This is a genomic window from Burkholderia sp. FERM BP-3421, from assembly GCF_028657905.1.
In the GTDB taxonomy this organism is placed as follows: Bacteria; Pseudomonadota; Gammaproteobacteria; order Burkholderiales; family Burkholderiaceae; genus Burkholderia.
Map to the genome: position 1 here is coordinate 952,415 of NZ_CP117782.1, position 12,656 is coordinate 965,070.

The following is a 12,656-nucleotide window of genomic DNA, read 5'->3' on the forward strand; positions in this document are numbered from 1 at the left end:
GGTCCTCAGCCTTGCTGCTCGACGAGCGCGCGTGCTTCGCCGACGTGGCCGCGGTACGCTTCGAAGATCTTGCGCAGCGCGTCGTCGAACGACGACTGCGGCGCCCAGCCGAGTTCCTGCATCGTGTTCTCGATCTTCGGCACGCGGTTCTGCACGTCCTGGTAGCCGTTGCCGTAGTAGGCGCCCGAGGTGGTCTCGACGAGCTTCACGTGCTTCGCGGAGTCGGCGTACTCGGGATATTCGGCGGCCAGTTCGAGCATCTTGTGCGCGAGTTCGCGCACCGAGTAGTTGTTGCCCGGGTTGCCGATGTTGTAGATCTTGCCCGACGCGACGCCGTTCGCGTTGTCGATGATCTTCATCAGCGCGCTGATGCCGTCGTCGATATCGGTGAACGCGCGCTTTTGCGAGCCGCCGTCGACGAGGCTGATGTTCTCGCCGCGCACGATGTGGCCGAGGAACTGCGTCACCACGCGCGAGCTGCCTTCCTTCGGCGTGTAGATCGAGTCGAGGCCCGGGCCGATCCAGTTGAACGGGCGGAACAGCGTGAAGTTCAGGCCTTCCATGCCGTAGCCCCAGATCACGCGGTCCATCAACTGCTTCGAGCACGCGTAGATCCAGCGCGGCTTGTTGATCGGGCCGTAGGTGAGGGCGGAGGCATCCGGGTCGAACTGCTCGTCCGCGCACATGCCGTAGACCTCGGAGGTCGACGGGAACACCAGGTGCTTGCCGTACTTGACGGCCGAACGCACGATCGGCAGGTTCGCCTCGAAGTCGAGCTCGAACACGCGCAGCGGCTGCTGCACGTAGGTCGCGGGCGTCGCGATCGCGACCAGCGGCAGGATCACGTCGCACTTCTTCACGTGATACTCGACCCACTCCTTGTTGATCGTGATGTCACCCTCGAAGAAATGCATGCGTTCGTGCTTGACGAGGTCGCCGAGCCGGTCGGTCTGCATGTCCATGCCGAAGACTTCCCAATCGGTGGTCTCGAGGATGCGCTTCGACAGGTGGTGGCCGATGAAGCCGTTCACACCCAGGATCAGGACTTTTTTCGCTTTCATGAATGACGGGAAGAGTGAATGAACTGCGCGAACGCCGCGGGGGATACGACGGCCTCGCCGTCGTCGCGCGCGTGCCGCAGTTCCAGAATGGAGACGGCGCGGCTGTCGCCGCAAACGCCGAATAGCGCATTATCGCTTACGTGCAGGCCCGCCGGCAAATCGGCCGCGGCCCGCGCGGCGGGCGAGCCGGGCGCCGCGAGCCGGGCCCGGGCGATCACGAAACGGCTGCCGTGCAGGTCGGTAAACGCGCCCGGATAAGGGGGCGCGACCGCCCGGATCAGGTTGTAGACGCGCGCGGCCGGCTGCGACCAGTCGATCCGCCCGTCCTCGGGCTTGCGCCCGCCGTAGTAGCTGCCCTGCGACAGGTCGTTCGGCAGGTGTGGCGCCTCGCCGGCGAGCAGCGCGGGCAGCACGCGCCAGAGCGTCTGTTCGGCCGCGACGGTGACCTTGTCGAAGACCTGCGCGGCGGTGTCGTCGGGCAGGATCGGCACGGCCGTCTGGCCGAGCAGCGCGCCCGCGTCCGGCTTCTCGGCCATCTCGTGCAGGGTCGCGCCGGTTTCGGTCTCGCCGTTCAGCACCGCCCAGTTGGTCGGCACGCGGCCGCGATACTTCGGCAGCAGCGAGCCGTGCATGTTGTAGGCGCCGCGCGGCGCGAGCGCGAGCAGCGCGAGCGGCAGCATGTGCCGGTAGTAGAACGAGAAGATGAAGTCCGGCCGCGCGGCCGCGACCGCGTCGCGCAGCGCGGGGTCGCGCGGATCGGCGGGCGTGATCACGGGGATCCCGTGCTCGGCCGCGAGCGACGCGACGCTGCCGAACCAGATGTTCTCGGTCGGGCTGTCCTCGTGGGTGACGACGAGCGAGACCTCGACGCCGCGCGCGAGCAGCACCTGCAGGCAGCGGACCCCGACGTTGTGGTACGCGAAGACGACGGCGCGCGGTTTCATTGCGCGAGATCCCGGCGGCCGGGCAGCGTGACGCCGGGCTGGCCGTCGCGCGTTTCCAGCACGGTCTGGATCAGGTAGCGCGGCCGCGCGCGCACCTGCTGGTAGATGCGGCCGATGTATTCGCCGAGCAGGCCGAGCGCGAAGATGATCACGCCGAGCAGGAAGAACGTGATCGCGAACAGCGTGAAGACGCCCTGGACTTCCGCCCCGACGATGAAGCGGCGCACGAGCAGCAGCACGAACAGCGCGGCGGAGCCGAGCGACAGGATCACGCCGATGAACGACAGCCATTGCAGCGGCACGACCGAGAAGCCGGTCACGAGGTCGAAGTTGAGGCGGATCAGGCTGTACATCGAGTACTTCGATTCGCCCGCGAAGCGTTCCTCGTGCGCGACCTCGATTTCCGTCGGGTTCTGCGCGAACGTGTACGCGAGCGCCGGGATGAAGGTGTTCACCTCGCCGCAGCGGTTGATCGTGTCGATCACGTGGCGGCTGTACGCGCGCAGCATGCAGCCCTGGTCGGTCATCTTGATCCGCGTGATGCGTTCGCGCAGCCGGTTCATCGCGGCCGACGCCTTGCGGCGGAACAGGCTGTCCTGGCGCTGCATGCGGATCGAGCCGACGTAGTCGTGGCCGGCGCGGATCTGTTCGACCAGCTTGCGGATTTCCTCGGGCGGATTCTGCAGGTCGGCGTCGAGCGTCACGACGATATCGCCGCGCGACTGCTCGAAGCCGGCGAGGATCGCCATGTGCTGGCCGTAATTGCCGTTCAGCAACACGACGCGCGTGGTGTCGGGACGCACCCGGAACTGGTCCGCCAACATGGCGGCCGAGCGGTCGCGGCTGCCGTCGTTGACGAGGATCACTTCGTAGGCGGTGCCGAGCGCGTCGAGCGCCGGGTACAGGCGCGCGAAGAGCGCGGCGAGGCCGTCTTCCTCGTTGTACACGGGGATGACGACCGAGACTTCGGGGTTCGCCGCGCCCGGTTGTCCGGCGCGTGCTTCAAGCTGACTCATATTTCCGCTTATTTTCCGTATTGATCGCAAATCTGGTTGACGGCCTCGACCACGCGCCGCACATCGTCGCCGTTCATCTGAGTGAACAGCGGCAGCGTGACGGTGCTCGCGCCGAAGCGCTCGGCGTGCGGGAACATGCCTTCCTTGAAACCGAGCGCGCGGTACAGCGTAAACAGGTGGATCGCCGGGTAGTGCATGCCCGAGCCGATCCCGCGTTGCTTCAGCTGCGCCATGAATTCGCCGCGCGTGATCGACAGGCGTTCGAGCGGCAGCGTGATCTGGAACATGTGCCAGTTGCCGTGCTCGAAATCCTCGACCGGCAGGCCGACGCCGAGCCCGAGCGCGCTGCCGCCGGCGAACGCGTCGAAATACGCGCGCGCGAGCACGCGGCGCTGCGCGTTGAAGCGTTCGAGGTGCGGCAGCTGGCCGAGCCCGACCCGGGCGGCGACGTCGGTGAGATTGTACTTGCCGCCGAGCACGTCGCAGTCCATGCCGTCGGGACCGGTGCGGGTGATGCCCTGCAGCCGGTACTTCTCCGCGAGGCGGGCCTCGTCCGCGTCGTTCAGCACGAGCGCGCCGCCTTCGATCGAGGTCAGGTTCTTGTTCGGATGGAAGCTGAACGACACGATGTCGCCCAACGCGCCGATGCGGCGGCCCTTCCAGGTCGCGCCGAGCGCCTGCGCGGCATCCTCGATCACGCGCAGCTGGTGCGCGCGCGCGATCGCGTACAGGCGGTCCATGTCGACCGGCAGACCCGCGAGATAGACCGGGATCACGGCCTTGGTGCGCGGCGTGATCGCCCGTTCGAGCAGGTCGAGGTCGAGATTGCGCGTGACCGGGTCGATGTCGACGAAGACGGGCGTCGCGCCGGTCTCGAGGATCACGTTGGCGGTGGCGACCCACGACGCCGGGGTCGTGATCACCTCGTCGCCCGGGCCGACGCTCGCGATCCGCAGGCCGATCTCGAGCGTCGCGGTGCCCGAGTTGAAGACCCGCACCGGACGGCCGCCGACGTAGTCGGACAGCGCGGCCTCGAAGGCGGCGCACTGCGGGCCGGTGGTGATCCAGCCCGAACGCAGCACTTCGGCGACGCCCTGGATGGTCTCTTCGTCGATCTCGGGTTTGACGAACGGCAAAAACGGAACGGTGGTCTGGCTCATGGAGTCCTGGCTCGTGATCGTGATGGCGTTAAAGGGACGGATCGGACGGGCGCCCGAAACGCGCATTTAACACCGGTTGACGCAAATGCTACGTCTCTTTTTGTCGGTTGGCGGGCGGCCGGCGCGGCCCGCGGCGTCAGCTGCGCGCGAGCACCAGCACGCCGATCAGGATGATGCCGATGCCGACCAGGCGCTGCACCGACAGCACCTCGCCGAACAGATACCAGGCGGCGAAGGCGTTGACGACATAACCGAGCGACAGCATCGGGTAGGCGATCGATACGTCCACGCGGGACAAGCCGACGATCCAGACCACGACGCTCAGCACGTAGCAGGCGAGGCCGCCGATGATCGGCAGCTGGGTCGCGATCTTGAAGCCGACGGGGATAATGTTCGCACGGGTGAATTCGAAGTGTCCAACCGCGTTCACGCCTGCCTTCAGCAGCAGTTGCGCGCACGCGTTGAGCATCACGCCGGTGACGATGCAGATGAGGGAAACCGGGTTCATGGCGATCGGGCCTCGCTTACGGTTGTTGCGGCTTCGCGACGACGACGCGCCGGTTGTCCTGGGCGATCACCTGCATCGGCAGGCCTTGTCCGGCGAGCTGCCGGTAGCGTTCGGGCGACATCAGCGCGAGCGCGTAGCGGTCGGCCTTCCAGCGTTCGATCCACTGGTCGACGGTGGGGATCCACTTGCTCGGCTCGACCGAGATGCCGAACGACAGCTCGTCCTCGCGCGCGACCATGATGGTCGTGTGACGCACGTAGAACGGCAGCGTGTGGTCGAGCGCCTCGACCGAATAGAACGGCGTGTCGGGCGGCAGTTTCGCCAGTTCCGCGCGGATCGCGGGCGCGATGAGGGCGCCCGAGCTGTAGCGGCCGAACTGGTCGTGGCCGGTGCCGCCGATCGTGCCGAGCAGCAGCCAGCCCGCGCCGAACGCGGTGGCCGCGGCGGCGACGCCGGCGCGGCCGAGGCGGTTCAGGCGGACCGCGACGAGCGTCAGCACGAACGCGGCGACGAGCGCCGCATACACCCATTTCTGGAACGCGACGTACTGGAAGTTCGGCGTCCGCGGGTCGCCGAGGTGGCCGAGCGAGAGCGTGCCGACGGCTGCGGCGACGAGGAACAGCAGGTAGCCGAGCAGGTGGCGGCGGAACTGTTCGCGGGTCACGAGCGGCAGGTACGCGCCGATCACGAGCGCGAGCGCGGGCGCGATCGGCAGCACGTACGAGATCAGCTTCGAGTGCGACGCGCTGAAGAACAGGAAGATGAAGGCGCTCCAGATCAGCAGCAGGGTCATCGGCGCGAAGCCGTTCGGCTGGCGCGGCATCCGCAGCGCATGGCGCAGGCTCTGGAAGCTGATCGACAGCCACGGCAGGAAGCCGACGAGCAGCACGGGGATGAAGTAGTAGAACGGGCCGGGCCGGTTCTGTTCGGGCGTCAGGTAGCGGCGGAACTGCTGGACGATGAAGAAGAAATTGAAGAACTCGGGGTTGCGCTGCTGGACCAGCACGAACCACGGCGTCACGATCGCGAAGAAGATCACGAGGCCGCTCACGAGGTACAGGCGTTTCCACAGCGCCCAGTCGCGGGTGACGAGCGTGTACAGCACCAGCACCGCGCCGGGCAGGATCAGCCCGACGAGCCCCTTCGACAGCACGGCGAAGGCCATCGCCGCCCAGCAGAGCCACATCCAGCCGCGCGCGGCGCGCGCCGGCAGGGCGGGCCGCTGCGCGAGCAGCAGCGCGCACAGCGAGAGCGCCATCCAGAACGACAGGCCCATGTCGAGTGCGTTGAAGTGGCCCATCAGGTTCCAGTACGGCGCGGTCGCGAGCACCATCGCGGCGCAGAAGCCGGCGAGCGGATTGAACACTCGCGCGCCGGTGTAGCCGACCACCAGCACGCCCGCGAAGCTCGCGAGCGCCGTGTACAGGCGGGCCTGCCATTCACCGAGGCCGAACCAGGCGAAGGTCAGCGCGTTCAGCCAGGTCTGCAGCGGCGGCTTCTCGAAGTACTTGTAGCCGTTGTAGCGCGGCGTGATCCAGTCGCCCGTCGCGAACATTTCGCGCGCCATTTCGGCGTAGCGGCCTTCGTCGCTGGGAATCAGGTGGCGCAGGCCGAGCGGCGCGAACCAGATGACGGCGAGCGCGGCGAGCAGGAGCAGCAGCGCGGCGCGGTTGAGCGGTAGCCTCGACGGCGTATCGTTCATGAAAATAGCCTGTAGATCGGAGTAGGGAAGTCGCGGGCGGCGCAGCGCGCGACCCGCGGGCCCGCGAGCGGGCCGGAGCGTGTGACCGGAAGGGCCGGGTCAGCGTTCAATCAGCAACGCGGCCGCCACCTTGCGGCCTTCCGCCATCAGGATGTTGTAGGTCCGGCAGGCGGCCTGGAAGTCCATGGTTTCGACGCCGATCCGCCGTGCGGTCAGCTGGGCGGTGAGGCGCGGGTGCGGGAAGCGCAGCGTCGCGCCGCTACCGAAGATGACCACTTCGGGCGCGGGGGCCACCAGCAGTTCGAAATGTTCGGCCGACAGCGCGTCGAAGGACGCGACCGGCCACGCGATCACGGGCCCGCTGGGCAGCACGATCACGCTGCCGTCGTGGCGTGCGAGGTTGATCTCGACGTAATCGGGGCCATAGCCGGTGACGGTATTGAGCGCGGCGCTCGTATCCTGGTGCAGTTTCAAATTGGTGTTCCGCGATTCCGAAAGGGACTGACAAGAGGCCCGGTAACGGGCCCGGGCGGCTTCCGCAACGCGCCGGCCCCCGGCCGGTCGGGCCGGCGCGAGAGCCTGACCCGGAATGGTGCATTGCGAAAGTCAGCCAAAATCCGCTAAATTATAGCTTTTTAGCCGCCCCCGGGCGGCGATTGTCTCGTGCGCCGCCACAAGTCGCGCGCGAACACCGCTTCAGATCTGTCCTAGGCAGCGTGCACGACCGGCCGCTTTCCAGTCTCGATCCCCGTCCCCTCCAGGCCCGCAGGCGTTATCCAGGAACATGTCCGCCGTGAAACCGATTCAGAAATCGAACAAGCTGCTCAACGTGTGCTACGACATTCGTGGCCCGGTGCTCGAGCACGCGAAGCGCCTCGAAGACGAGGGGCACCGCATCATCAAGCTGAACATCGGCAATCTGGCCCCGTTCGGTTTCGAGGCGCCCGACGAAATCATCCAGGACATGATCCGCAACCTGCCGGGCGCGTCCGGCTATTCCGACTCGAAGGGCGTGTTCGCCGCGCGCAAGGCGGTCATGCACTACACGCAGCAGAAGGGCGTGAAGGGCGTGGAGCTGGACGACATCTACATCGGCAACGGCGCGTCCGAGCTGATCGTGATGGCGACCCAGGGCCTGCTGAACGACGGCGACGAAGTGCTGCTGCCGGCGCCCGACTATCCGCTGTGGACCGCGGCGGTGAGCCTGTCGGGCGGCACGCCCGTGCATTACGTGTGCGACGAGTCGAACCGCTGGATGCCGGACCTCGACGACATCCGCCGCAAGATCACGCCGAACACGAAGGCGCTCGTCGTGATCAATCCGAACAATCCGACGGGCGCGCTGTATTCCGACGAACTGCTGCGCGAGCTGCTCGCGATCGCGCGCCAGCACGGCCTCGTGATCTTCGCGGACGAGGTGTACGACAAGATCGTCTACGACGGCAAGTCGCACACGGCGCTCGCGTCGCTCGCCGAGGACGTGGTGATCGTCACCTTCAACAGCCTGTCGAAGAGCTATCGTTCGTGCGGCTACCGGGCCGGCTGGATGTTCGTGTCGGGCCTCGCGGGCTCGAACCGCGCGCGCGCGAAGGACTACCTGGAAGGGCTCGGGATCCTGTCGTCGATGCGGCTGTGCGCGAACGTGCCCGGCCAGTTCGCGGTCCAGACCGCGCTCGGCGGCTACCAGAGCATCAACGAGCTGATCGTGCCGTCCGGGCGCCTGTACAAGCAGCGCGAGCTGGCCTACGAGATGCTCACGGCGATTCCGGGCGTGTCGTGCGTGAAGCCGGAGGCCGCGCTCTACATGTTCCCGCGTCTCGACCCGAAGCTGTATCCGATCGAGAACGACCAGCAATTCATTCTCGACCTGCTGCTCAAGGAGCGCGTGCTCCTCGTGCAGGGCACGGGCTTCAACTGGCCGACCCCGGATCATTTCCGGGTGGTGTTCCTGCCGAACCTCGAGGACCTGGCGGATTCGATCAACCGGATCGCGCGCTTCCTCGACGGCTATCGCAAACGTCACGCGGCCTGAGCGGCACGCGTTTTTCCCTTTTTCATCACAGATCACACGCAGCATGGAACCGATCAAAGTTGGCCTGTTGGGCTTCGGCACGGTGGGCAGCGGCACCTTCACGGTACTGGGCCGCAACCAGGAAGAAATCAAGCGTCGCGCGGGACGGGGCATCGAGGTCACGCGCATCGCTGTCCGCAATCCGGCCAAGGCGCTCGCCGCCGCGGGCGGCAGCGTCGGCGCGGCGCAGCTGACCGACGACTTCAACGCGGTGGTCGACGATCCGTCGATCGCGATCGTCGCCGAGATGATAGGCGGCACGGGGCTCGCGCGCGAGCTGGTGCTGCGCGCGATCGCGAACGGCAAGCACGTCGTGACCGCGAACAAGGCGCTGCTCGCGGTGCACGGCAACGAGATTTTCGCGGCGGCGAGCGCGCGCGGCGTGATGGTTGCGTTCGAGGCGGCCGTCGCGGGCGGCATCCCCATCATCAAGGCGCTGCGCGAAGGGCTTACCGCGAACCGCATCCAGTACATCGCGGGCATCATCAACGGCACGACCAACTACATCCTGTCCGAGATGCGCGACCGCGGCCTCGATTTCGCGACCGCGCTGAAGGCCGCGCAGGCGCTCGGCTATGCGGAGGCGGATCCGACCTTCGACATCGAGGGCGTCGACGCCGCGCACAAGGCGACCATCATGAGCGCGATCGCGTTCGGCGTGCCGGTGCAGTTCGACCGCGCGTACGTCGAGGGCATCAGCCAGCTCGCGGCGACGGACATCCGCTACGCGGAGGAACTCGGCTACCGGATCAAGCTGCTCGGCATCACGCGCCGCACCGAGCGCGGCATCGAGCTGCGCGTGCATCCGACGCTGATTCCGGAGAAGCGCCTGCTCGCGAACGTCGAGGGCGCGATGAACGCGGTCGTCGTGCACGGCGACGCGGTCGGCACGACGCTTTACTATGGCAAGGGCGCGGGCGCCGAGCCCACCGCCTCGGCCGTGGTGGCCGATCTGGTCGACGTCACGCGCCTGCACACGGCCGATCCGGAGCATCGCGTGCCGCATCTCGCGTTCCAGCCGGAAAGCCTGTCGAACACGCCGATCCTGCCGATCGAGGACGTGACGAGCGGCTACTACCTGCGCCTGCGCGTCGCGGACCAGACGGGCGTGCTCGCCGACATCACGCGCCTGCTCGCCGCGTCGGGGATCTCGATCGATGCGCTGCTGCAGAAGGAATCGGAGCAGGTCGACGCCGCCAAGGGCGAGACCGACATCATCCTGATCACGCACGAGACGGTCGAGCGCAACGTCAATGCGGCGATCGCGGGCATCGAGGCGCTGTCGACGGTCGTGTCGAAGGTCACGAAGCTGCGCATGGAAGCACTCAACTGAGGCGGACGACATGAATTACCTCTCCACCCGCGGCGCCGGCATCGGCGAGCGCCACACGTTCTCCGACATCCTGCTCGGCGGCCTCGCGAAGGACGGCGGCCTGTACCTGCCCGCCGACTACCCGCGCGTCTCGGCCGACGAGCTGGCGCGCTGGCGCGCGCTGTCGTACGCGGATCTCGCGTTCGAGATCCTCTCGAAGTTCAGCGACGACATCCCGGCCGACGACCTGCGCGCGATCACGCGCCGCACCTACACGGCCGACGTGTACCGCCATACGCGCCACGGCGAGAACGCGGCCGACATCACGCCGCTCAAGTCGCTCGGCGTCGAGGGCGGCGCGCCGGTTGCGCTGCTCGAGCTGTCGAACGGTCCGACGCTCGCGTTCAAGGACATGGCGATGCAGCTGCTCGGCAACCTGTTCGAGTACGCGCTCGCGAAGCAGGGCGAGACGCTCAACATCCTCGGCGCGACCTCGGGCGACACCGGCAGCGCGGCCGAGTACGCGATGCGGGGCAAGGCCGGGGTGCGCGTGTTCATGCTGTCGCCGCATCGCAAGATGAGCGCGTTCCAGACCGCGCAGATGTACAGCCTGCAGGATCCGAACATCTTCAACCTCGCGGTCGAGGGCGTATTCGACGACTGCCAGGACATCGTGAAGGCGGTGTCGAACGATCACGCGTTCAAGGCGCGCCACAAGATCGGCACGGTCAACTCGATCAACTGGGCGCGGGTGGTGGCGCAGGTCGTCTACTATTTCAAGGGCTACTTCGCGGCGACCTCGCACAACGGCGAGCGGGTGTCGTTCACGGTGCCGTCGGGCAATTTCGGCAATGTCTGCGCGGGCCATATCGCCCGCATGATGGGCCTGCCGATCGAGAAGCTCGTGGTCGCGACCAATGAGAACGACGTGCTCGACGAATTCTTCCGCACGGGCGCCTACCGGGTGCGCAGCGCGGCGCACACGTACCACACGAGCAGCCCGAGCATGGACATTTCGAAGGCCTCGAACTTCGAGCGCTTCGTGTTCGACCTGCTCGGCCGCGATCCGGCGCGGGTGCTGCAACTGTTCCGCGACGTCGAGGAAAAGGGTGGCTTCGACCTCGCCGCGAGCGGCGATTTCGCGCGGGTCGGCGAGTTCGGCTTCGTGTCGGGCAGCAGCAGCCATGCCGATCGCCTCGCGACGATCCGCGACGTGTTCGAGCGCTACGGCGCGATGATCGACACGCATACGGCCGACGGCCTGAAGGTCGCGCGCGCGCACCTGCAGCCCGGCGTGCCGATGATCGTGCTCGAGACCGCGCAGCCGGTGAAATTCGGCGAAACGATCCGCGAGGCGCTGCAGCGCGAGCCCGAGCGTCCGGCCGCGTTCGCCGGCCTCGAGGCGCTGCCGCAGCGTTTCGAGGTGGTGCCCGCGCAGGTGGAGTCCGTCAAGGCCTTCATCGCCGCCCATACGGGCGCCTGACGCGCCTGACGCGCCTGTCCGCCCGGGCCCGCGCGGCCCGGGGCCGACGCCCCCGGGGTCGCGCCGATCGCGCGCGACCCCGGGGGCGTCGTTACAATGGCGCATCCGTTTCCTTATTTCCCCACTCGATGTCCGAACCCACTTCCCAGGCGCCGCGCGCGCCGATGCTGTCGACGGCCGACGCGCTGGCGACGCTGCTCGGTGCGGCGCGCCCGCTCGCCGAAACCGAAACCGTCGCGACGCTCGACGCGCTGGGCCGCGTGCTCGCGGCCGACGTGGTGTCGCCGCTCGACGTGCCGCCGATGCACACGAGCGCGATGGACGGCTATGCGGTGCGGGTCGCCGACCTGATGCACGGCGAGCGCCGCCTGCCGGTGTCGCAGCGGATCCCGGCCGGCCATCCGGCCGAGCCGCTCGTGCCCGGCACCGCCGCGCGCGTGTTCACGGGCGCCACCGTGCCGCCGGGCGCGGACGCCGTCGTGATGCAGGAGCAGACGGCGCCCGCGGGCGACGCGGTCGACATCCTGCACACACCGAAGCCGGGCGAATGGATCACGGCGCAGGGCGCGGACATCCGGCGCGGCGCGGTGATCCTGCCCGCGGGCGTGCGCCTCACGCCGCAGGCGCTCGGCCTCGCGGCGTCGGTCGGCTGCGCGCAGCTCGCGGTGACGCGGCGCGTGAAGGTCGCGGTGTTCTTCACGGGCGACGAGTTGACGATGCCGGGCGAGCCGTTGCGGCCCGGCGCGATCTACAACTCGAACCGCTTCACGCTGCGCGGGCTGCTCGAACGGCTCGGCTGCGAGGTGACCGACTACGGCATCGTGCCGGATGCGCTCGACGCGACCCGCGCGACGCTGCGCGAGGCCGCGCGCGCGCACGACCTGATCGTGACGAGCGGCGGCGTGTCGGTCGGCGACGAGGATCACGTGAAGCCGGCCGTCGAGGCGGAAGGGCGGCTCGCGCTGTGGCAGATCGCGATGAAGCCGGGCAAGCCGCTCGCGTTCGGCGCGGTGCGGCGCGGCCCGGGCGCGGCCGACGGCGAAGCGTGGTTCGTCGGGCTGCCGGGCAATCCGGTGTCGAGCTTCGCGACCTTCCTGCTGTTCGTGCGGCCGTTCCTGTTGCGCGTCGCGGGCGTGACCGAGGTCGCGCCGCGCGCGCTGTCGCTGCGCGCCGATTTCACGCAGGCCAAGGCCGACCGCCGCAACGAGTTCCTGCGCGCGCGCGTGAACGCGGCGGGCGGCCTCGATCTGTTCCCGAACCAGAGTTCCGCGGTGCTGACCTCGACCGTGTGGGGCGACGGCCTCATCGACAACCCGCCGAACCATGCGATCAGCGCGGGTGAGACCGTGCGCTTCCTGCCTTTTTCCGAGCTGCTCGGCTGAGCGCCGGGCGGAGTGTG

Annotated in this window: 11 protein-coding genes; 4 read left to right on the top strand and 7 right to left on the bottom strand. The window is 68.0% G+C overall.

What is annotated here, in order from left to right:
* Positions 1–5 precede the first annotated feature (5 nt).
* From Bsp3421_RS20300 to Bsp3421_RS20330, 7 genes are all read right to left on the bottom strand, one after another.
* Positions 6–1,061: a bifunctional UDP-4-keto-pentose/UDP-xylose synthase gene (locus tag Bsp3421_RS20300; protein WP_274002727.1), complete on the bottom strand. Its 1,056-nt coding sequence runs from the start codon at positions 1,059–1,061 to the stop codon at positions 6–8.
* Entirely contained in the window at positions 1,058–2,005 is a 948-nt protein-coding gene (locus Bsp3421_RS20305; protein ID WP_274002728.1) for a formyltransferase, read from the bottom strand. The genes Bsp3421_RS20300 and Bsp3421_RS20305 overlap by 4 nt, the downstream gene beginning before the upstream one ends.
* Positions 2,002–3,021 (bottom strand): glycosyltransferase, encoded by a 1,020-nt coding sequence (locus Bsp3421_RS20310; protein WP_274002730.1) that lies wholly within the window; start codon positions 3,019–3,021, stop codon positions 2,002–2,004. Before Bsp3421_RS20310 ends, Bsp3421_RS20305 begins: the two co-directional genes overlap by 4 nt.
* Before the next feature lie 8 nt (positions 3,022–3,029).
* Positions 3,030–4,181 carry a DegT/DnrJ/EryC1/StrS family aminotransferase gene (locus tag Bsp3421_RS20315; RefSeq protein ID WP_274002731.1) on the bottom strand — a complete coding sequence of 384 codons (1,152 nt, stop codon included), beginning with the start codon at positions 4,179–4,181 and terminating at the stop codon, positions 3,030–3,032.
* A gap of 136 nt (positions 4,182–4,317) precedes the next feature.
* Positions 4,318–4,689, bottom strand: coding sequence for an SMR family transporter (locus Bsp3421_RS20320; protein ID WP_274002733.1), 372 nt, complete (start codon positions 4,687–4,689; stop codon positions 4,318–4,320).
* Between the two features lie 16 nt (positions 4,690–4,705).
* Complete coding sequence (locus Bsp3421_RS20325; protein ID WP_274002735.1) at positions 4,706–6,391, bottom strand: glycosyltransferase family 39 protein; 1,686 nt, start codon at positions 6,389–6,391, stop codon at positions 4,706–4,708.
* Between the two features lie 99 nt (positions 6,392–6,490).
* Positions 6,491–6,865 carry an Mth938-like domain-containing protein gene (locus Bsp3421_RS20330; RefSeq protein WP_252986264.1) on the bottom strand — a complete coding sequence of 125 codons (375 nt, stop codon included), beginning with the start codon at positions 6,863–6,865 and terminating at the stop codon, positions 6,491–6,493.
* Positions 6,866–7,184: 319 nt separating this feature from the next.
* Between Bsp3421_RS20330 and Bsp3421_RS20335 the strand changes: the two genes are divergently transcribed.
* The 4 genes from Bsp3421_RS20335 (at position 7,185) to Bsp3421_RS20350 (ending at position 12,639) form a co-directional block, all read left to right on the top strand.
* Entirely contained in the window at positions 7,185–8,423 is a 1,239-nt protein-coding gene (locus tag Bsp3421_RS20335; protein WP_274002738.1) for a pyridoxal phosphate-dependent aminotransferase, read from the top strand.
* A gap of 43 nt (positions 8,424–8,466) precedes the next feature.
* Complete coding sequence (locus tag Bsp3421_RS20340) at positions 8,467–9,795, top strand: homoserine dehydrogenase (RefSeq protein ID WP_274002740.1); 1,329 nt, start codon at positions 8,467–8,469, stop codon at positions 9,793–9,795.
* A gap of 10 nt (positions 9,796–9,805) precedes the next feature.
* The gene (gene thrC, locus Bsp3421_RS20345) at positions 9,806–11,257 is read left to right on the top strand and encodes a threonine synthase (RefSeq protein WP_274002741.1); all 1,452 of its coding nucleotides are present in this window, start codon (positions 9,806–9,808) and stop codon (positions 11,255–11,257) included.
* Between the two features lie 128 nt (positions 11,258–11,385).
* On the top strand, positions 11,386–12,639 hold the full coding sequence (locus Bsp3421_RS20350; protein ID WP_274002742.1) for a molybdopterin molybdotransferase MoeA: 1,254 nt from the start codon (positions 11,386–11,388) through the stop codon (positions 12,637–12,639).
* Positions 12,640–12,656 lie beyond the last annotated feature (17 nt).

Coding starts and splice junctions, on each gene's coding strand:
- Bsp3421_RS20340 (WP_274002740.1), top strand. CDS start 8,467: ATGGAACCGATCAAAGTTGGCCTGTTGGGCTTCGGCACGGTGGGCAGC.
- Bsp3421_RS20315 (WP_274002731.1), bottom strand. CDS start 4,181: ATGAGCCAGACCACCGTTCCGTTTTTGCCGTTCGTCAAACCCGAGATC.
- Bsp3421_RS20300 (WP_274002727.1), bottom strand. CDS start 1,061: ATGAAAGCGAAAAAAGTCCTGATCCTGGGTGTGAACGGCTTCATCGGC.
- Bsp3421_RS20320 (WP_274002733.1), bottom strand. CDS start 4,689: ATGAACCCGGTTTCCCTCATCTGCATCGTCACCGGCGTGATGCTCAAC.
- Bsp3421_RS20310 (WP_274002730.1), bottom strand. CDS start 3,021: ATGAGTCAGCTTGAAGCACGCGCCGGACAACCGGGCGCGGCGAACCCC.
- Bsp3421_RS20325 (WP_274002735.1), bottom strand. CDS start 6,391: ATGAACGATACGCCGTCGAGGCTACCGCTCAACCGCGCCGCGCTGCTG.
- Bsp3421_RS20305 (WP_274002728.1), bottom strand. CDS start 2,005: ATGAAACCGCGCGCCGTCGTCTTCGCGTACCACAACGTCGGGGTCCGC.
- Bsp3421_RS20350 (WP_274002742.1), top strand. CDS start 11,386: ATGTCCGAACCCACTTCCCAGGCGCCGCGCGCGCCGATGCTGTCGACG.
- thrC (WP_274002741.1), top strand. CDS start 9,806: ATGAATTACCTCTCCACCCGCGGCGCCGGCATCGGCGAGCGCCACACG.